An 18,546-nucleotide genomic window follows, 5' to 3' on the forward strand; every position below is an offset into this window, starting at 1 on the left:
GGGCGCCAATCGGATCGTCCGCTTGAGATCGGCGGGGTACTCGCGCACAAAAGCCGCGATGAACGCCGTGCTCGAACTTGAGATCCAGCTGCCGGCCGCCGGCTCGCGCGAGGTCCGCCGGCGGCTGCACGAGCAGCTTCGCGAGGCGATCGCGGCGGGCCGCCTGGCCCACGGCGTCCAGCTTCCCGCCAGCCGGGCGCTGGCCGAGCGCCTGGGCCTGTCGCGCAACACGGTGATGGCGGTCTATGACCTGCTGCTGAGCGAGGGCCTGATCGTCTCGCGGCCCGGCGCGGGCGCCTTCGTCGCCGCCCAGGCCCAGCCCTTCGCCGGCGAGCCGTCCCCCCGGCGGGCGGCGGCGCCCGAGGTCCCGGTCCTCTACAACTTGCGCCCCGGTCGTCCCGACACCGCCAGCTTTCCCTATGACATCTGGGGCCGGCTGACCGGACGGGCCTTGCGTCAGTTCTCGCGGGCCGCGACGCCCTATCGCGAGCCGGCGGGCCATCCGGCCTTGCGCGAGGCGATCGCCGGCCACCTGTCGTTCACCCGCGCCATCGCCTGCTCGCCGCGCGACGTGATCGTCACGGTCGGCGCCCAACAGGCCTTCGATCTCCTGGCCCGCACCCTGCTGACGCCGGAACGCCCGGTGGTGGCGGTCGAGGATCCCGGCTATCCGGCGGCCCGCGACGCCTTCGCCGCCGCCGGGGCGCGCATCCACCCCGTGCGGGTCGACGCCGAGGGCCTGGTGGTCGACGAGCTGCCCGACGACGCGGCGGTGATCTGCGTGACCCCCTCGCAGCAGTTTCCGACCGGCGTCGCGATGTCGCCCCGCCGGCGCGCCGCCCTGCTGGCCTTCGCCGCCGAGCGCCGGGCGATCGTCGTCGAGGACGACTACGGCGGCGAGTTCCGCTTCGACGACCCGCCGTTGGACGCCCTGCGCACGCTCGATCGCTCCGGGGGGCGCGAGGGGAGTGGGGTCTTCTATGTCGGCACCTTCTCCCAGAGCCTGCTGCCGGCCCTGCGCATCGGCTTCGTCGTCGCCCCCGAGCAGGACCGCGACGCCCTGGCGGCCGCGCGCGAGCGCAGCGACTGGCATGGTCCGGCGATCGAGCACGCCACCCTGGCCGCCTTCATCGCCGAGGGCCACCTGGCCCGCCACATGCGGCGCATGCGCAAGGTCTATGCGGAGCGTCGCGCGGCCCTGCTGCGGGCGCTGGAGGTCCATTGCGGCGATCGGCTGACGCCGCTGCCGGCCGCCGCCGGCCTGCACCTGGCCGCCCTGCCCCGCGCGCCGCTGGACGTCGAGGGCGTGGCCGCCCGCGCGGCGCGGTTGGGGGTGGCGGTGGAGACCTTGGCCAGCTTCACCCTCCAGCGCCCCGCGCCGTCGGGCCTGGTCCTGGGTTTCGGCCAGATCGACGTCGCCCGGATCGACCCGGCGATCGCGCGACTGGCCGAAGCGATCGGCTAGAGCGCGACCGCCGAAAGTGGACGCCGGCTTCGGCGCCCGTCACGCTTTGAATGCCTGAACTAGCTGGCCGCGCTGAGCGACGCCGCCCGCGACTTCATCCGCGCTCGCGCCAAGGCCTCCAGCAACTGAGCGGGGCGCACGGGCTTGGACAGGTGGAGATCGGCGCCCACCGCCTTGGCGGCCGAGACGTGCTCCTCCATGGCGTTGGCGGTCAGCATGATCAACAGCACCGGCGGCGCGGCGGCGGCGGCTTCGCGCTCGCGGATCAGGCGGGTGGCGGTCAGGCCGTCCATCACCGGCATCTGCATGTCCATCAGGATCGCGTCGAACGCGCCGGGCGCGAAGGCGTCCAGCGCCGCCTGGCCGTCCTCGACCACGGTCAGGACCACGTCGAACGGCTGAAGGATGATCTCGACGACCTTCTGGTTGGTCGGATGATCCTCGGCGACCAGCACCCGCAGGCCCTCCAGCGAGACCTCTTCCTCGTCGTCGGAGACCTCGTCCTCGACGGCGCGGACGCGCTCCAGCGGCAGGTCGACCTGGAAGATCGCCCCCCGGCCCAGCACGGCGCGGGCGTCGATGCGGCCGCCCATCATCTCGGCCAGGGCCGCGCAGATCGACAGCCCCAGGCCGGTGCCGCCGAACTGGCGGGTGATCGACTGGTCGGCCTGGACGAAGCGCTTGAACAGCCGGCGGCGGACCGAGTCGTCGAAACCGACGCCGGTGTCGCTGACGATGAAGCTCAGACCGTCGGCCGCGCGCTCGACGCTCAGCGCCACCTCGCCCAGGGTGGTGAACTTGACGGCGTTGGCCAGCAGGTTGTTGAGAATCTGGCTGATGCGCCCGCCGTCGCCCAGATAGCTGCCCGCGACGCCCGGCTCGATCGACCACTTGAAGGTCAGGTCCTTGGCCTCGGCCGCGGCGCGGTGCAGCTCGGCGACCCCACCGACCAGGGTGGCCAGGTCGAACGGCGCCGGGGTCAGCTGGAACTGGCCGGCCTCGATCTTGGAGACGTCGAGGATGTCGCCGAGCACCTGCTCCAGCAGGCGGCCCGATGAGGTGACCAGGGCGGCCAGCTCGCGGCGGCGCTCGGGATCGGCCTCTACGGCCAGCCGGTCGCCGATGGCGATGACGCCGTTCAGGGGCGTGCGCAGCTCGTGGGACATGTTGGCCAGGAACACCGACTTGGCCTGGTTGGCGCGTTCCAGTTCGGCGGTGCGCTCGGCGACCCGCTCCTCCAGCGAGCGCAGCAGCTCGATATTGCCGTCGCGCTGTCTGCGCAGGGTCCGGGCCAGGGCCCCGATCTCGTCCGTGCGGTCCTCGATCGGCTCGGCCTTGCTGACATCGCCGGCGCCGTGGGCGTCGGCCAGCACCCGCAGCGGCCGTTCGACCGTGATGCGCATCACCCGATACAGCAGCGCCACCTGGATGATCACGCCCAGCACGCCGAACAGCAGCACCCACGAGGCCGTCTTGACCGCCGACCACACCAGGTCGTCGGACGGGAAGCTCATCAGGAAGTACCAGTCGGGCTCCTTGAGCCGGCCGTAGGCGACGACCCGGTCGCCGCTGTTTAGGGCGCCGGCGTCGGCGCCGATCACGCGGATCTGGCGGACCACGTCGGCGACGCGTTCCTGGGCCTGGGCGCGCACCAGGGTCTGAGCGTCGACGACGCCGTTCTTGGCCAGGCCGGGGGCGGCGATCAGCTCGCCGTCCGACGAGACGATCATGTTGCGCCCGCCCGGCAGGGAATCCTCGACGGCCCGCAGCAGGTAGGAGTCCAGCGACAGGCTGGCGCCCCAGGCGCCCAGCTGCTTGCCGCGATAGTCGAAGGGGGTCATGCAGGCCGAGTTCAGGCCTCGGCCGCTGGGATCCGACAGCACCTTGCGCAGCTTGGTGCATTTCATCACCCGCTGGGGATTCTGCTGCGGCAGCGTCAGGAGGGTCATTTCCTCGCCGCTGACATCGAAGGTCGGCGGGGCCTTCTGGCGGTAGTAGGTCAAGCGGTCCGGGCGCCGCGGGGCGAACATCACCAGCCGCGTGTCGGGCGTGAAGAAGTAGAAGTTGTCGTAGCGATTCAGCTCGGCCTCGCCGGTGTGCGAGACCACCTGCACGGCGGCCAGGAACAGCGCCTTCTGCTGTTGGGTCAGCGTGTCGGCGTCGCGCAGATAGCCGCCGACGCCGTAGGTGTAGTCGCCGGCGGCCATTCCACCGTCATAGAGGGCGTCGCTGGTGCGCCGCGTGCCGTCGCCGAACTTGGGGAACTGGGCGTCGAACTCGCGGTCCACCGTGGCCGGGTCGATCGCCGCCAGGCGGCGGGCCAGGGAGTCGGAAGCCGCCTCCTGCACCTTCACCAGGTCGGAGAACAACCGGTCCTCGGTCTTGACCCGCTCGGCGGCGTATTCGGCCAGATGGCGCATCTGGGCGTCGGCGGCGGCGCGCTGCACGAAGACGAAGGTCGCGGCCGTGGCCACGCCCGTCACCGCGATGGACAGGATCGCGACGATCGCCAGCAGCCGCCGCGCAAGGGGCGACGTGACGTCGGCAATGGCTCTCCGCTTCTTCACGCCCTGCTTGTACCTTAAGATCCTCAACAAGGATTTACACGCGGATCAAAGACTTAGCCCGCGAAACCGGCGTCATCGCAGCTTCGGATCGACCTCGGCTTTCCCCCCGGCCCGCAACAGTCTATAGGCACGCCGTCCGCGCCGCTCCTTGGCCCTGTGCGCCAAAGAGTCACAGGCGCGCCACCGCGAGAGGAAAGACCCCGCAATGGCCAAGATTAAAGTCGCCAACCCCGTCGTCGACATGGACGGCGATGAAATGACCCGGATCATCTGGAAGCTCATCAAGGATAAGCTGATCTTCCCGTACCTGGACCTGGAGCTCGACTATTTCGACCTCAGCGTCGAAAACCGCGACGCCACCAACGACCAGGTCACGATCGACGCGGCCGAGGCGACCAAGAAGCATGGCGTGGCCGTGAAGTGCGCGACCATCACCCCCGACGAACAGCGAGTCGCCGAGTTCAATCTGAAGAAGATGTGGAAGTCGCCGAACGGCACGATCCGCAACATCCTGGGCGGCGTGATCTTCCGCGAGCCGATCATCTGCCAGAACGTGCCGCGCCTGGTGCCGGGCTGGACCCAGCCGATCATCGTCGGCCGCCACGCGTTCGGCGACCAGTACAAGGCCACCGACTTCCTGTTCCCGGGCAAGGGCACGCTGTCGATCAAGTTCGTCGGCGACGACGGCCAGACCATCGAGCACGAGGTCTACAAGGCCCCGTCGGCCGGCGTGGCCATGGGCATGTACAATCTGGACGAGTCGATCCGCGACTTCGCCCACGCCTCGTTCGCCTACGGTCTGGGCCGCGGCTATCCGGTCTACCTCTCCACGAAGAACACGATCCTCAAGGCCTATGACGGCCGCTTCAAGGACATCTTCCAGGAGATCTTCGACGCCGAATACGCCGACAAGTTCAAGGCCGCCGGCATCCATTACGAGCACCGCCTGATCGACGACATGGTGGCCTCGGCCCTGAAGTGGTCGGGCGGCTATGTCTGGGCCTGCAAGAACTACGACGGCGACGTGCAGTCCGACATCGTCGCCCAGGGCTTCGGCTCGCTGGGCCTGATGACCTCGGTGCTGATGACCCCGGACGGCAAGACGGTGGAAGCCGAGGCCGCCCACGGCACCGTCACCCGCCACTACCGCCAGCACCAGAAGGGCGAGAGCACCTCGACCAACTCGATCGCCTCGATCTTCGCCTGGACCCGGGGTCTGGCGCACCGCGCCAAGCTGGACGACAACCAGGCGCTGGCCGATTTCGCCCACACCCTGGAAAAGGTCTGCGTCGACACCGTCGAGAGCGGCTTCATGACCAAGGACCTGGCCCTGCTGGTCGGCGACAAGCAGTCGTGGCTGACCACCGAAGGCTTCCTCGACAAGATCGACGAGAACCTGAAGAAGGCGATGGCTGCGGCCTAGGCCAGCGATCTTCGAACCTCGCGACGCCTCCCCAGCAATGGGGAGGCGTTTTGCGTTTCACGTCCCGCGTTCGGGCGAGACAGCCGCATGCCGCGCATTCCGCGACCTCAAGACGGAGCGCTCGGCGTGCCCCTCGTTGAACCCTCCCTACCGACGCCGTAGAGCGTGGAAAGGCCGAGAAGGCCGCAGTCGGCCTCGAGAACCAGGTAGAGCGGGATGTCCTTCATATAGACGTCCATCCGCCCCTTGGCCTCGAAGCGGACCCGGCACAGGTCACGGTCGAAGAGGTCGATCCAGCCCAGAATCATCGGGCTGAAGATGTAGACGCCGCTGCGGGCTCCCGCCACCAGCGCCAGATCGCCCGAAACCGCCCCCAGCCAGCCCGAAAACAGCGCGAAGGCTTCACGCGCGCTCGGGTCCTGAGCGCGCCCCGCCGCGACGAGCTCCCCGAACCCCCCGGTCCGTGGCTCGCGGCCCTCCAGGTGCGCCACGGCGGCCGCGACCTCGAGCAGGCCAGCGTCCGAGAGCACCCGATCGGCCGATACATAGGGGTTGGCCAGCCGCAGGTGCTCGATGATAGCGGCCTCATGGGCGTTCGCCGCCGCCAGCGCGGCGTGCCCACCTTCGCTGGCCGTGGCCACCCAGCCCACGAAGCCGTCCGGATTCAGGACCGACACGCCCAGACCGGTGCTCGGCCCCAGGGCCGCCGCCGGCGCCTGCCCCTTCGGCGGAGCCCCGCCGATCTGCTCCAGGGCTTCCAGTCCCAGCAACGGCATCGCCATGGCGCGCGCGGTGAAGTCATTGACCAGGCGGACATCCGCGACGCCCAGCCGCTCGGACAGCACGTCCTTGTCGAGGCTCAAGCTTGCATGGGTCACTTTAAGGGTCTTGCCGAAGATCGGTCCAGGCGCCGAAAAGGCCGCCCCCCGCAGGCGGGGGCCGCCCAGCTTCGACAGCTCCTCGCTCAGGGTCTCGATCAGTTCGTCCAGGGACTCGGCCGCGATCATCTCGATGGTCGCGGGCGGCTCGCCGGCCTCGATGACGGCGAAGCGCGCGTGGGCTCCGTCTGCGTCGACCAACAGGAACTTATCGGACACGGACACCTCACTGGCTGCGGGGACGCACGCCTTGAGAAACTCGCGTTCCCCCGCCTAGGCAGGGAGGGTGGCTTTCGAACATGGCCTGGGCAACGCGCGTAACGTCGCACCGCCCCCTCGCCGCGACGTCCCCCTGGAGGCGAGACACCTTGCCGGGGGCGGGGGAATAGGATGTCTTGCCGCCTTAACCTTTCGCGCGGGGCGGCGATGACAGTTCAAAAGCGGATCTGGGACCTGATCGTCCTGGCCATCTTCGTCTTCGCCGCCGCCTTCGCCACCGCCCCCTGGTTCGCCTTCCGCGCCCTGAAGGCCGCCGCCCAGTACGAGGACGTGCAGGCGATCGGCGAACTGGTCGACTTCCCGGCGGTCCGCGGCAGCCTGACCGCCGAGCTGAACGACAAGACGCCGGCCGCCGCCGCTCCGGCCGAGCCGCCGTCGATCTGGCGCGACCCGCTCGGCGTCTTCAAGCGGGCCATCGCGCCGATCGCCCCGCCCGAACCCAAGGTCGACCGCTACCTGACCATCCAGGGCCTGTCGGCCCTGACCCGAGGCTACGCGCCGGGCGGAGCGCCGCCCGCGCCGCCCAAGCCGGCCACGACCATGGACAAGGCCAAGGCCGCCGTGGCCGGTCCGCACGCCACCATCGCCTACTGGGACCCCAACCGGGTGCGCATCAGCGTCAAGCGCCCCGGCCAGCCGTCAAAGACGACGGTCTTCACCTTCCGGCGCGACAAGCTGTTCACCTGGCGGCTGGTGCACATCCGCCTGCCCGCGGACGAGCGCTAGGCCCCGCCCAGGCAAAGCCCTCACAGGCCGGGGATAACTCCGCCTCGGTCCACAGGAACATTCGCAGAACAAAGCTTGATTTCGCGGGGCCGTTTGGTGATTAGGTTAATCACCCGGTTTGCCGGGGATTCCGGCCTGCCCCTCCTGGTTCAGAAGGCCGATTGGAGGGGCAGGCACCAACCAGCCGCGACGCGGCCCGTTGTGCGTATGGTTTATCCTGACGTCACATGGGTGCGTCAAGCGCTCATCGAAAGGGGCCTAATGCCCAAGACCTCCCTCGTCGTTCGCGACATCACGATCAATCTCTCCCTTCCTCCGGAAGCCGCAGGTCTGCTGGTTACGGCGCTGCTGGAGGCACACTGTCAGCGTTCAAAGCCGAGCGAGAACGAGGTGGCATCTCACGTTGAGCAGTCGATGCGTGAGCATGGCGTCGACGTCTGGGATCTGCTCTGTCGCGGGGAAACGATTATGTCGATCCTCGGCGCTGCAGCATCACTCGCCCAGCTCGGCGGTTCGAACTAGGCAAAAAAGGGACGCGGCCTTGGTCGCGTCCTGTTTGCCGCTCGCCATCGCCAAAAGCGGCTGAACTTTGACCGCCGACCGCAACCGGTGCTATCGACGGCCGGCCCCTTCGGGCGGAGACTATCGCGCTTGCGCCCTACCTCGGTAATCCCGTGATCCATCTCCTGCTCGACGTGCCGCAGCGGGTCGTGCCGTTCTTCCTGCTGGTCGCGGCGGGCGTCACCCTGGCTCGGTTGCGGCTGTTCGACGCCCGGATGTCGGCGGGCCTGTCGAACTATGTCTACTGGATCGGCTTTCCGGCCCTGCTGGTGCACTCGCTGTCGCGGGTCGGCGCGCCCGACCGCGCCCTGGCCCTGGGCCTGGCGACCTACGGCGCCTGCGCCCTGCTGGTCGTGGCCCTGATGGTCGCCATCGGCGTCGCCCTGCGCTGGACGCGCGAGGAGCGGGCGGGCGGCTCGCTGTCGGCCAGCCTGGGCAACAGCGCCTTCCTCGGCCTGCCGATCGCCGCCGCCGTGCTGGGCCCCGAGGCCGCCCGTCTTTCGGCCGGCGCGGTCGCGGTGGACTTCGTGGTCGTCGCGGCCGTCGGGGTGGGCCTGCTGGGCTGGGCGGGCGGGCGCTCGACCTGGCGCTCGCTGATGCAGGCCCTGCGCAATCCGGTCGTGCTGGCGGCCATGACCGGTTCGGCCATGGCTCTGCTGGGCCTGTCCCTGCCCGGCGTCCTCGACCGGGCCGTGGCCGCCGCCGCCGCTTCCGGCAGCCCCGTGGCCCTGGTCGCCCTGGGCGTCGCCCTGGGCCTGACGGGCCTTCCGGCAGCCGGAGTCCCTTGCGAGCCGGCCGAGGGGGAGCCCGCGCCGATCCCGCGCTGGACGCCGATCATCGTCGCGGCCGTCGGCAAGCTGCTGCTCATGCCCGCCCTGGCCTGGTTCGCCACCGGCCTGGTGGACGCGCCCCTGGCCTTCCGCCTGGGCGCGACCTTGCTGGCCGCCACGCCCACGGCGGTCAACGTCTTCATCCAGACCAAGGCCTACAGCGTGTTCGAGCGCGGCGGGGCGCGGATCGTGGCTCTGACCACCGCGGTCTCGTGCGTCAGCCTGTCGGCGATCGCGATCCTGCTGGAGCGATATGCCGGGACCTGACCGCGGGCCCGCCGACGGGAAACTTCGCGCGAGTTGACCGTTTTACCGCCACGACAGGTGGAGAAGGTCGATGGCATCCGTCCGATACATCGTCACGGACGTCGACGCGGCGGTCGCGTTCTATCGAGACAATCTCGATTTCAAGCTCGACAAGCACAATCCGGGCAAGTTCGCCGCGCTGCTGCGCGACGACCTGACGCTGTATCTCAGCGCCCCGGGCGCGGGGAGCGGCGGTCAGGCGGGCGGTGATCCGAAGCCGGGCGGGTGGAACCGATTCATGATCGTCACGACCGACGTCGACGCGCTTATCGAGCGGTTGCGCCGGGCTAATGCGAGATTCCGCGGCGAACTCAGCGAGGGCGGCGCCGGCCGCGCCATCCTGGTCGAGGATCCATCGGGCAACGTCATCGAGCTGTTCGAGTTCAAGAAGGACTGAGCCCGACCGCCCGGTTCATGGGCTCCAGGCGCGCGGCCGTGTCGCTCTCGTCCTTCAGCGCCACCCCGGTCAGGCCCAGCCGCAAGGCCTCGCGGGCGTGCCAGGCCAGCTTGAACGCCGCCGCCGGATAGCTCAGCCCCTCGGCGCGGATGTTCGAGACACAATTGCGTTCGGCGTCGCTGCGCCCGACCTTCGGGGCGAAGGTGATGTAGGCCCCCAGGCTGTCGGGCGACGACAGGCCGGGCCGCTCGCCGACCAGCAGGATCACCAGCCGCGCGCCCAGCAGTTCGCCCACCACGTCGCCCAGCGCCACGCGGGCCTGACGGGCGACGACCACCGGAGCCAGCCGCCAGCCGGCCTCCTCCACCGCCGGCAGCAGAGCCTCGACCAGAGGCGCGGCGTGGGCGTGGACGGCGGTGCTGGACAGGCCGTCGGCGATCACGATCGCCAGGTCGCAGGCGCCCCGCGTGCGAGCGACCACGGCGGCGCGTCCGGCGTCCGACAGGGTTCGACCCAGGTCCGGCCGGCGCAGATAGGTCGCCCGGTCCGGGGCGGCGCTGTCGACGATCACCGTCTGCGGGCCCAGGGCTTCGATCGCCGCCGCCGTCGCCTCCGCCGCGAACGGGGCGTGGACCGCGTCCCGGGCCTGGACGTGGGCCAGGGCGAAGCCCAGCACCTCGGAGGTCGGCAAGCTGGACCCCGTCCGGCCCAGGGCGATGCGGGCCGGGGTGTGGCGGCGCAGGGCGGTCCAGGGATCGGGCGTGACGGGCGCGCTCATCCTCCGGCTCCGGCGGTCAGCAGCGGATGGCCGGCGGCGCGCGGCGCCAGGCGGCCGTCGGCGCCGACGATCCGCGCCCGCTCCAGCCAGGCCTCGAACTCCGGCGCCCGCTTCAGGCCCAGCAGCTCGCGCACATAGAGGGCGTCGTGGAACGAGGTCGACTGGTAGTTCAGCATGACGTCGTCGGCGCCCGGCACGCCCATCACGAAGGTGACCCCCGCCGTGGCCAGCAGGGTCAGCAGGCTGTCCATGTCGTCCTGGTCGGCCTCGGCGTGGTTGGTGTAGCAGACGTCCACGCCCAGCGGGGCGCCCAGCAGCTTGCCGCAGAAATGGTCCTCCAGCCCCGCCCGGATGATCTGCTTGCCGTCGTAGAGGTATTCGGGGCCGATGAAGCCGACGACGCTGTTGACCAGCAAGGGCTCGAACGCCCGGGCCACGCCGTAGGCGCGCGCTTCCAGCGTCTGCTGGTCCACCCCGTGGTGCGCCCCGGCCGACAGGGCCGAGCCCTGGCCGGTCTCGAAGTACATGACATTGTCGCCGACCGTGCCCCGACCCAGGGACCGCCCCGCGTCGAGGCCCTCGCGCAGCAGGTCCAGGGTCATGCCGAAGCTGGCGTTGGCGGCCTGGGTCCCCGCGATCGACTGGAACACCAGGTCGACCGGCGCGCCGCGCTCGATCAGCTGGATCGCCGTGGTCACGTGGGTCAGGACGCAGGACTGGGTGGGGATCTCGAACCGCCGGATCAGGTCGTCCATCAGCCGGGTCAGGTCGCCCAGCACGTTCAGGCTGTCGCTGGCCGGATTGATGCCGATCACCGCGTCGCCGCAGCCGTACAGCAGGCCGTCCAGGATCGAGGCGGTGATCCCGGCCGGGTCGTCGGTCGGATGGTTGGGCTGCAGGCGCACGGCCATGGTCCCCGGCAGACCTATGGTGTTGCGGAAGCGGGTCGTGACCTTGCACTTCGACGCCGCCAGGATCAGGTCCTGGTTGCGCATCAGCTTGCTGACCGCCGCGGCCATTTCCGGCGTCACGCCCGGCGCCAGGCGCGCCAGGGCGGCGGGCGTGGCCAGCTCCGACAGCAGCCAGTCGCGGAACTCGCCGACGGTCAGCGACGCGATCGGCGCGAAAGCCGCCGCGTCGTGGCCGTCCAGGATCAGGCGAGTGACCTCGTCGGTCTCGTAGGGGACCAGGGCCTGGGTCAGGAAGGTCTTCAGCGGCAGCTCGGCCAGGGCGGTCTTGGCGGCGATGCTGTGCTGGGCGCTGGTCGCCGCGATCCCGGCCAGGGCGTCGCCCGAACGCGGCGGCGAGGCCTTGGCCATCAGGTCGGCCAGGGTCTCGAAGGTCCAGCTCGTTGATCCCAGGGTCGCGCGATAGGCCATGACGGCGAAGGTGGCGCCGATGAGGCCGGCTGGGAAGCGGTCGGCGGGGCCAATGGCCACGCCACCTCAGCTTCGCTCTCTGAACGTTCGCTTTAGCTCAAAAGCCTGTCATCCCGGGCGGAGCGAAGCGTAGACCCGGGACCGCCGGAAACGCAGCGCTCAGGCGTCGGTCCCGGATCTTCGCGCTGCGCGCTCGTCCGGGATGACAACCCTTGAGGAACTTCGCCCTAGGCCGGTTGCCGCGCCCGCGCCGCCGCGGCCTTCACCGCCTCGACGAACGCCCCGCGCACGCCCTCGGGCAGGTCGTGCCCCATGCCCTCGACAATCCGCAGTTCGGCGCCGGGGATGGTCGCGGCGGTGTCCTTGCCGCCCTCCAGCGGCACCAGCGGGTCGGCGTCGCCATGCAGCACCACGGTCGGGGCGGTGATCGTCTCCAGGGCCGCGCGGCGGTCGCCGGACGCGATCACGGCGATCATCTGGCGCAGCACGCCCATCGGCCGATAGGCGCGCTGGATGCCGGCCCGCAGCAGCGGCCGCTCGGTCTCGGGGTTCACCGGCCAGGCCGGGCTCTGGATGACGATCTGGGCCTTCAGGGCGTGCTCGACCAAGCCCTCCAGGTCGGTGGTCGTCGGACGCGCGAACAGCACCGCCTGAGCCTCGGGCGTGGCCGGCGGCACGGCGGGATTGCCGGTGGTCGACATCACCGAGGTCAGGGACAGCACCTTGTCCGGGCGCCGGGCGGCCAGCATCTGGCCGATCATCCCGCCCATCGACACCCCGGCCACGTGGGCCCGGGCGATGCCCAGGGCGTCCAGCAGGCTGGCCGCGTCGTCAGCCATGTCGGCCAGCAGATAGGGCGCGCCAGGGTCGCGGCCCTCGGCCAGGGCGCCGAACACCGTCGGCAGGTCGGGTGTCGGGGCGGCGTCGAACCCGGTCGACAGGCCGATGTCGCGATTGTCGAAGCGCACGACCCGGAAGCCCTCGCCGACCAGCCGCTCGATCAGCGAGACCGGCCAGCGGGTCAGCTGCTGGCCTAGGCCCATGATCAGCAGCAGCGGCTCGCCGCCTTCCGGGCCATGAGCCTCGTACTCGATCTCGATGCCGTTCGCGGCGACCTTGGGCATGGCGCTTCCTCTCGTTGCGCGGCGAAGTCTAACGACTGTTTGACCCGCGCCAAGCCCTTCGCTGCGGGCTTGAACCGACAACGCTGTCAGCTACGGTGGGACAACGCCCGAACGGGTGCGGGAGGACGCATGTTCAAGATTCTGGCCCTCACCCTGGCGCTCGCCGCCGCGCCCGCCCTCGCCGCCCCGGCCCCGCCTCTGGTCCTGACCGAGGTCCCCAAGCCCGCCGGCCCGGCGGTCTCGCTGTTCAACGGCCGGGACCTGCGGGACTGGGACGCCTGGCTGGGCTATGCCGACCCGGCCCTGACCTACAGGCGGCCCGCCGTCGCCCCGCTCGGCGCCACGCCCCTGGCCGCCGGCATCTTCAAAGCGGTGATCGAGGACGGCCAGCCGGCGATCTACGTCAACGGCAAGACCTGGGGCAGCCTGGTCCACCGGGGCGCCTTCCACGACTACCACCTGCGGCTCCAGTACAAGTGGGGCGGCGGCCGCTGGCCGCCGCGCGCGGACCAGGCGCCCAACAACGGCCTGCTCTACCACTCGCACGGCCCGCCCGGCGCGGTCTGGGGCACCTGGAGCCAGGCGGTGGAGTTCGAGATCATGACCGGCTCGATCGGCATGGTCGTGCCGGTGGGCGAGGGGATCAGCGCCGCCACCACGGCCGTCGACGACCCCGCCCTGATCGCGCCCAAGCTGCGGTTCGCGCCCGGCGGCCGCGTCCAGACCGTCAAGGGCGGCACGGCGAACTGGAACGTCGAGGCCTACAGCGACGCCGAGAAGCCGGCCGGCGAATGGAACACCCTGGACCTCTACGTGCTGGGCGACCGTGCCATCCATGTGGTCAACGGCGTGCCGGTCATGGAGGTCCGCGACCTCAAGGCCGACGGCGCGCCCCTGACCCACGGCGCGATCCAGCTGCAGTCGGAGGGCGCCGAGACCTTCTTCCGCGACATCGTGCTGGAGCCGATCACGACCTTGCCGGAGATCGTGGCGAAGTAGGCGGAAAACCCTCCCCCTGTGGGGGAGGTGTCGGCGCAGCCGACGGAGGGGGAGTTGGCCGAGGTGGGTCTGCTCCCCCCACCGGCGCCTTCGCGCCGCCTCCCCCACAGGGGGAGGTCCTAAAAATTCCTACCCGAACACCGCCACCTTGAAGACCATGTTGGCGATCGCCGCGAAGCCCAGCAGCAGCAGGCCAAGCGAGACCATGAAGGTGATCGAGACCGGGAACCGGCTCTCACCGTGGATCAAGCCCTGGCGCTTCATGTCCCGCCGGGTGCGGCCCAGCTCGATCATGAACTGCACGTGGTGGACCATGCCGACGATCAGCATGGCGATGCCCAGCAACACCAGGGCGATGCCGAAATTGCGCGGCGCCTCGGGATTTGTGATCGCCCCCGCGTCGCGAAGCTTGGAGAACACCTGGTAGATCGTGAAGCCGAAGCCGATCAGCGACAGCGAGGTGCGGATCACCGACATCAGCGTGCGGTCGTCGCTCATCCGCGTGCGCTGGAACGACATGCCCGTGCGGCGCATCGACATCTCGGTGCGGTGGGTCGAAAGGTCGGTCCGAAAGGTCGACAGGTCGGTGCGGTATTCCGACAGGTCGGTCCGGTGTTCCGACAGCCCGGTGCGCAGGGTCGAGAGCTTGGTGCGATGGGTGGAGTATTCCACCGAGGCGATGTCGGGACTGGCGCTCACCTGAGGCAGGGGCGGCACGGGCGGCAGCTCGATCCGCGCGGGGCGTTTGGGGGTTTCCTTGGCCGGCTTGTTGGACATGTCTCACGCATCCCGGCGAGGTTGGGGTCGGCCCTGAGAGTGCGCGACGCCGCGCGCCAGGGTCCATCCGGATTTCCCCTAGTTCGGGCCGACGCCGTTCCCTGAGTCTTTCGCCGCGCCCTGCGCCGCCAGATAGCCGGCCACCGCCTGGGCCATTGCCCGCGAGGCCCGGGCGTCCGGATGGCGGTTGCGGGGGACCAGCCATCCGGGGTCGACGCGCACCACCACGTAGGGCAGCCCGGCCTCGTCGAGGACGCGACGCCGCAAGGCGGCTTCCACGGGGGTTTCCGGACGCAGCTGCGGCACCAGGATCAGCGGCGTGGCGCCGCGCGCGCGGGCCAGGGCGACGGTGTCGGCCAGGGCGGCCCGGCTGGTGGCCACGCCCCGGTCGATGTCGCGCTCGGAGCGATAGGGGATCGCCCGCCGCGCCACCTCGGCCAGCTTCAGGGACTTGACCGGCGGGCGCCAGGTCAGGTCGGCGTCGAGGTGCGGACGGTCGACGTCAAGGGTCCGTCGCAGAAGGGCCGGCATGAACAGGGCGACCACCGCCACCGGCCGCCGGTAGCGGGGCCACTCGTCGCGCAGGCGCAGATAGGACTGGTCGGTGGCGTAGCCCTCGACGGCGAGATTGGCGCTCCGCACCCCGGTCAGGGCCTCGACCTGGGCCGGAAGCGACTCCTCCCAGGTCAGGCCGTGGCCGACCATCACGGACTCGCCGGTGAACAGGATGGTCGGCCGTTCGGGGTCCACTCGGTCGCCCAGGCGGCGCACCCGATGGCCCGAAGCGTCGAAGGCGTAGGCGATGTCGCGGCCGCCCAGCCGCCCGACGCCCTGGCGCGAGGGGATGAACACCCAGCCCAGCCGAGGATCGCGCCGCCGCAGCGGCTCGCGCGGCGCGGGCACCTCCTGGGTCGCCAGCCAGGGCAGGCGCGACAGAAGAAACTCGCTGGCGACCATCGACAGCACCACCGCCAGGCTGATCGGGGCCGCGTCGTAGACCAGTCGCCTGAGCGTCGTGCGCGCCAGCAGCCTACCGGCCCTGGGCCGCACGCCCAGGATCAGCGCCAGGCCCAGGGCCGCGACCAGCCCGCGCAGGACCGTCAGGATCAGCACCTGCCGCTCGCGCGGAATGTAGAAGTCCGGCAGAACATGGCGGTCCAGCCAATGGACGTCGGCCGCGGCGGCCCAGGCGAGCAGGGTCAAGCCAAGCACGACCACGACCAGCTCCGCCGCCAGACCACGGGCCCGGGAAGGCGGTGTGACCAGGGATCCAGCCTTCTCAGCCAAGTGTTGATCCTCCGTCACGGATGATATTGGATGCCCCCGAGAAGGGACCCTGCCCCATGCAATCCCCGCTGTCATCGGTCCACCGATGGGTCTGGCGCGACGCCCGGCGGCGCGCCAACAACCTGTTGCGCTTCGCCGAGGTCGAGGCGGACGGGGGCCGCGACCTGGTCCGGGCCGCCGAACAGACCCGCGATCCCCTCCTGCGCCGACTGTTCCTGGTCCACGCCCTGGACGAGCAGCGCCACGCCGACCTGTTCCGCAAGCGCGGCCTGGCGCTGATGGCCAGCCTGCCAGTCGGCCCCGGCGACGACGGCCGCGCCGACTGGCTGGCGCCGGGCGAGCGCGGCCTGGACGACCTGCGGGTCGAGCAGGAGCGCGACGGCGCCCTGCTGGCCTTCCTGCACCTGTCGGAGAAGGCCGCCGCCCGCGATTTCACGAACTACATCGCCGTGCTCGACGGCGATCCCCCGACCCGCGAGGTCTTCGAGAAGGTCGTGCACGATGAGGCGTTCCACATGAACTACACCCACGCCCAACTGCTGCGCGTGGCGCCGAAGGACCATGGGCGACTGCTCTGGATGGCCCGCCTGCGCCGCCTGTGGTCGCTGTATCTGCGTTTCGCCGGAGCCTTGGCCTCGGTGATCGGCTCGGTGGTGCTGACCTTGCAGTACTTCGTCCTGCTGCCGCCCTTCGCCCTGCTGGCCCGCCGCGCCCAGGCCAGGGAGCCGCGGGGCTGGGCGCCGATCGCGCCCGAGCGCAACGCGCGGGGCGCGCAGAAGCGGCAGTACTGATGAAGATCCTCGGCATCTCGGCGCACTATCACGACTCCGCCGCGGCGCTGGTCATCGACGGCCTGCCGGTCGGGGCGGTGCAGCAGGAGCGCCTGTCGCGGCGCAAGAACGACGCCGCCTTCCCCCTCGAGGCGATCGAGTGGTGCCTGGATCACGCCGGCCTGAGTCCCGAGGACCTGGACGCCGTGGTCTTCTACGAGCGGCCGATGCTGAAGTTCGACCGCATCCTGGTCAGCGCCCTGCGCGCCTTCCCGCGCGGCCGGGGCGCCTTCGCCCACGCCATGAAGAACAGCCTGGGCGAGAAGGCCTGGGTGCGCGGCCTGATCACCGCCCAGCTGGGGGTGCGCCGCGACAAGATCCTGTTCACCGAGCACCATCAGTCGCACGCCGCCGCGGCCTTCCTGACCGCCCCCACCCGCCACGCGGCGATCATGACCACCGACGGGGTCGGCGAATGGGCCACCCTGACCGTCGGCCGTGGCCAGCGGACGGCCGGCGGCCCGACCAGCATCGTCCTCGACCGCGAGGTGCGCTTTCCCCATTCGCTGGGCATGCTGTACTCGACCTTCACCGCCTATCTCGGCTTCGCGGTCAACGAGGGCGAGTACAAGGTCATGGGCCTGGCCGCCTATGGCCGGCCGACGATGATCGACCAGGTCCGCAAGCTCATTCGTCGCACACCCGACGGCGCCTTCGCCCTGGAGCTGGACTATTTCGACTTCCACACCACGGTCGCGCGCTCGTACTCCAAGCGCTTCGCCGAGCTGTTCGGCCCGCCGCGCCAGGCCCACGAGCCGATCGACCTGGCCAGCGCCGAGGGCCGCCGGTTCGCCGACGTCGCCGCCAGCGTCCAGGCGGTGCTGGAGGAGATCCTGGTCGACATGACCCGCCGGCTGCGCGCCGAGACCGGCCTGCCCGACCTGTGCCTGGGCGGCGGGGTGGCGCTGAACGGCGTGGCCAACGCCCGCATCCTGGCCGAGAGCGGCTTCGAGCGATTGTTCGTGCCCCCGGCCCCCGGCGACGCCGGCTCGGCCCTGGGCGCGGCGCTCTACGCCGACCGCATCCACTTCGGCACCCCCGACCGCGACGTGCCCGACCATCCGTTCTGGGGGCCGTCCATCGACGACGACCAACTGGCCCGCCTGGCCGGCGAGGACGGCCTGCCGTCCACGACGCTGGACGACGCGGCCCTGGTCGAACAGACCGCCGACGACCTGGCCGCCGGCCGCGTGGTCGGCTGGATGGAGGGGGCGACCGAGTTCGGCCCCCGGGCCCTCGGCCACCGCAGCATCCTGACCGCGCCGCACGACGTGGCCATGCGCGACCGGCTCAACCGCGACATCAAGTACCGCGAGGAGTTCCGCCCCTTCGCCCCCATCGTGCCGATCGAGGCCGCCGACCGTTATTTCGAGCTGCCGCCCGGCGGGGCGCGGCTGGCGCGGTTCATGTCTGGCGTCTTCCCGGTGCGGCCGCAATGGCGCGAGCGGCTGGCGGCGATCACCCACGTGGACGGCACGGCCCGGGTGCAGACCCTGGAGCGCAGCATGGCCCCGCGCCTGCACGACCTGCTCGAGGCCTACGGCCGCCGTTCGGGCATGCCGGTGCTGCTCAACACCTCGTTCAACCTGGCCGGCGAGCCGATCGTCAACCGGGTGGTCGAGGGCTATTCGACCTTCCGGCGCTCGGGGATCGACGTCCTGGTCGCCGGCCGCTCCCGCATCGTCAAGCGCGCCCTGGCCCAGGCCACATTGAAGGAGGAACTGGCATGATCCGCCGTCGTGGACGCATTCACCGCCAGATGATCGTGCTGGGCAGCATGGCCGGCTCGACCGCCGACCTGGTCAAGGGGCTCTGGCGCGACCGCTCGGGCCGCCGCTGGCTGGCGCCGCTGGCCGTCTTCCTGTGCCTGACCGGGGCGGTGCTGATCCTGGCCGTCACCGTCGAGGCCCTGGCGCCGTTCGTCTACGCGATCTTCTGAG

At 70.7% G+C, this 18,546-nt stretch carries 17 protein-coding genes; 10 read left to right on the forward strand and 7 right to left on the reverse strand.

All coding sequences use genetic code 11. The features are described 5' to 3' along the window. Positions 1-58 precede the first annotated feature (58 nt). Positions 59-1,465, forward strand: a complete 1,407-nt coding sequence (gene pdxR / locus ASD21_RS20970; protein ID WP_056445994.1) for a MocR-like pyridoxine biosynthesis transcription factor PdxR — start codon at positions 59-61, stop codon at positions 1,463-1,465. A 59-nt stretch (positions 1,466-1,524) separates the two neighbouring features. Here pdxR and ASD21_RS20975 read toward each other — a convergent pair whose 3' ends face one another. Beyond that, positions 1,525-4,032: an ATP-binding protein gene (locus ASD21_RS20975; protein WP_082554864.1), complete on the reverse strand. Its 2,508-nt coding sequence runs from the start codon at positions 4,030-4,032 to the stop codon at positions 1,525-1,527. Between the two features lie 205 nt (positions 4,033-4,237). Here ASD21_RS20975 and ASD21_RS20980 point away from each other — a divergent pair, with 205 nt between their 5' ends. Beyond that, a complete protein-coding gene (locus tag ASD21_RS20980; protein WP_056445998.1) occupies positions 4,238-5,455 on the forward strand; it encodes an NADP-dependent isocitrate dehydrogenase in 1,218 nt (405 codons plus the stop codon). A gap of 107 nt (positions 5,456-5,562) precedes the next feature. Here ASD21_RS20980 and ASD21_RS20985 read toward each other — a convergent pair whose 3' ends face one another. Then, positions 5,563-6,552 carry a glucokinase gene (locus ASD21_RS20985; RefSeq protein ID WP_235524927.1) on the reverse strand — a complete coding sequence of 330 codons (990 nt, stop codon included), beginning with the start codon at positions 6,550-6,552 and terminating at the stop codon, positions 5,563-5,565. A 207-nt stretch (positions 6,553-6,759) separates the two neighbouring features. Here ASD21_RS20985 and ASD21_RS20990 point away from each other — a divergent pair, with 207 nt between their 5' ends. The 4 genes from ASD21_RS20990 (at position 6,760) to ASD21_RS21005 (ending at position 9,432) form a co-directional block, all read left to right on the forward strand. Then, positions 6,760-7,338: a DUF2939 domain-containing protein gene (locus tag ASD21_RS20990; RefSeq protein ID WP_056446005.1), complete on the forward strand. Its 579-nt coding sequence runs from the start codon at positions 6,760-6,762 to the stop codon at positions 7,336-7,338. Positions 7,339-7,599: 261 nt separating this feature from the next. Continuing rightward, the gene (locus ASD21_RS20995; RefSeq protein ID WP_056446008.1) at positions 7,600-7,860 is read left to right on the forward strand and encodes a hypothetical protein; all 261 of its coding nucleotides are present in this window, start codon (positions 7,600-7,602) and stop codon (positions 7,858-7,860) included. Positions 7,861-8,012: 152 nt separating this feature from the next. Beyond that, complete coding sequence (locus tag ASD21_RS21000) at positions 8,013-8,996, forward strand: AEC family transporter (protein ID WP_056446011.1); 984 nt, start codon at positions 8,013-8,015, stop codon at positions 8,994-8,996. 70 nt (positions 8,997-9,066) lie between these two features. Beyond that, positions 9,067-9,432, forward strand: a complete 366-nt coding sequence (locus ASD21_RS21005) for a VOC family protein (RefSeq protein ID WP_056446014.1) — start codon at positions 9,067-9,069, stop codon at positions 9,430-9,432. Here ASD21_RS21005 and eutC read toward each other — a convergent pair. The 3 genes from eutC to ASD21_RS21020 all read right to left on the reverse strand — a co-directional run bounded on the left by eutC (position 9,419) and on the right by ASD21_RS21020 (position 12,713). Next, positions 9,419-10,210, reverse strand: coding sequence for an ethanolamine ammonia-lyase subunit EutC (gene eutC, locus ASD21_RS21010; protein ID WP_056446017.1), 792 nt, complete (start codon positions 10,208-10,210; stop codon positions 9,419-9,421). The two genes, ASD21_RS21005 and eutC, sit on opposite strands and share 14 nt — an antisense overlap. Further along, positions 10,207-11,649 (reverse strand): ethanolamine ammonia-lyase subunit EutB, encoded by a 1,443-nt coding sequence (locus ASD21_RS21015; protein ID WP_235524928.1) that lies wholly within the window; start codon positions 11,647-11,649, stop codon positions 10,207-10,209. The genes eutC and ASD21_RS21015 overlap by 4 nt, the downstream gene beginning before the upstream one ends. Before the next feature lie 167 nt (positions 11,650-11,816). Continuing rightward, the gene (locus ASD21_RS21020; protein WP_056446020.1) at positions 11,817-12,713 is read right to left on the reverse strand and encodes an alpha/beta fold hydrolase; all 897 of its coding nucleotides are present in this window, start codon (positions 12,711-12,713) and stop codon (positions 11,817-11,819) included. 129 nt (positions 12,714-12,842) lie between these two features. Between ASD21_RS21020 and ASD21_RS21025 the strand changes: the two genes are divergently transcribed. Next, positions 12,843-13,712, forward strand: a complete 870-nt coding sequence (locus ASD21_RS21025) for a 3-keto-disaccharide hydrolase (protein ID WP_056446022.1) — start codon at positions 12,843-12,845, stop codon at positions 13,710-13,712. A gap of 129 nt (positions 13,713-13,841) precedes the next feature. Here ASD21_RS21025 and ASD21_RS21030 read toward each other — a convergent pair whose 3' ends face one another. After that, positions 13,842-14,489 carry a YidH family protein gene (locus ASD21_RS21030; RefSeq protein WP_056446024.1) on the reverse strand — a complete coding sequence of 216 codons (648 nt, stop codon included), beginning with the start codon at positions 14,487-14,489 and terminating at the stop codon, positions 13,842-13,844. Between the two features lie 78 nt (positions 14,490-14,567). Continuing rightward, entirely contained in the window at positions 14,568-15,776 is a 1,209-nt protein-coding gene (locus ASD21_RS21035) for a hypothetical protein (RefSeq protein ID WP_156398442.1), read from the reverse strand. Between the two features lie 56 nt (positions 15,777-15,832). On the opposite strand from ASD21_RS21035, the gene ASD21_RS21040 reads away from it, so the two are divergent. The 3 genes from ASD21_RS21040 to ASD21_RS21050 are packed head-to-tail and all read left to right on the forward strand — an operon-like array spanning position 15,833 to position 18,545. Then, positions 15,833-16,567, forward strand: a complete 735-nt coding sequence (locus tag ASD21_RS21040; RefSeq protein ID WP_056446030.1) for a ferritin-like domain-containing protein — start codon at positions 15,833-15,835, stop codon at positions 16,565-16,567. Continuing rightward, a complete protein-coding gene (locus tag ASD21_RS21045; RefSeq protein ID WP_056446033.1) occupies positions 16,567-18,336 on the forward strand; it encodes a carbamoyltransferase family protein in 1,770 nt (589 codons plus the stop codon). Before ASD21_RS21040 ends, ASD21_RS21045 begins: the two co-directional genes overlap by 1 nt. Further along, on the forward strand, positions 18,333-18,545 hold the full coding sequence (locus ASD21_RS21050) for a DUF5989 family protein (RefSeq protein ID WP_056446036.1): 213 nt from the start codon (positions 18,333-18,335) through the stop codon (positions 18,543-18,545). Before ASD21_RS21045 ends, ASD21_RS21050 begins: the two co-directional genes overlap by 4 nt. Position 18,546 lies beyond the last annotated feature (1 nt).

It is taken from the genome of Caulobacter sp. Root1455, from assembly GCF_001426905.1.
Lineage (GTDB): Bacteria > Pseudomonadota > Alphaproteobacteria > Caulobacterales > Caulobacteraceae > Caulobacter.

Excerpts from the sequence above, each read along its gene's own strand:
- pdxR (WP_056445994.1), top strand. The coding sequence starts at position 59 with ATGAACGCCGTGCTCGAACTTGAGATCCAGCTGCCGGCCGCCGGCTCG.
- ASD21_RS20980 (WP_056445998.1), top strand. The coding sequence starts at position 4,238 with ATGGCCAAGATTAAAGTCGCCAACCCCGTCGTCGACATGGACGGCGAT.
- ASD21_RS20990 (WP_056446005.1), top strand. The coding sequence starts at position 6,760 with ATGACAGTTCAAAAGCGGATCTGGGACCTGATCGTCCTGGCCATCTTC.
- ASD21_RS20995 (WP_056446008.1), top strand. The coding sequence starts at position 7,600 with ATGCCCAAGACCTCCCTCGTCGTTCGCGACATCACGATCAATCTCTCC.
- ASD21_RS21005 (WP_056446014.1), top strand. The coding sequence starts at position 9,067 with ATGGCATCCGTCCGATACATCGTCACGGACGTCGACGCGGCGGTCGCG.
- eutC (WP_056446017.1), bottom strand. The coding sequence starts at position 10,210 with ATGAGCGCGCCCGTCACGCCCGATCCCTGGACCGCCCTGCGCCGCCAC.
- ASD21_RS21020 (WP_056446020.1), bottom strand. The coding sequence starts at position 12,713 with ATGCCCAAGGTCGCCGCGAACGGCATCGAGATCGAGTACGAGGCTCAT.
- ASD21_RS21025 (WP_056446022.1), top strand. The coding sequence starts at position 12,843 with ATGTTCAAGATTCTGGCCCTCACCCTGGCGCTCGCCGCCGCGCCCGCC.
- ASD21_RS21030 (WP_056446024.1), bottom strand. The coding sequence starts at position 14,489 with ATGTCCAACAAGCCGGCCAAGGAAACCCCCAAACGCCCCGCGCGGATC.
- ASD21_RS21040 (WP_056446030.1), top strand. The coding sequence starts at position 15,833 with ATGCAATCCCCGCTGTCATCGGTCCACCGATGGGTCTGGCGCGACGCC.
- ASD21_RS21045 (WP_056446033.1), top strand. The coding sequence starts at position 16,567 with ATGAAGATCCTCGGCATCTCGGCGCACTATCACGACTCCGCCGCGGCG.
- ASD21_RS21050 (WP_056446036.1), top strand. The coding sequence starts at position 18,333 with ATGATCCGCCGTCGTGGACGCATTCACCGCCAGATGATCGTGCTGGGC.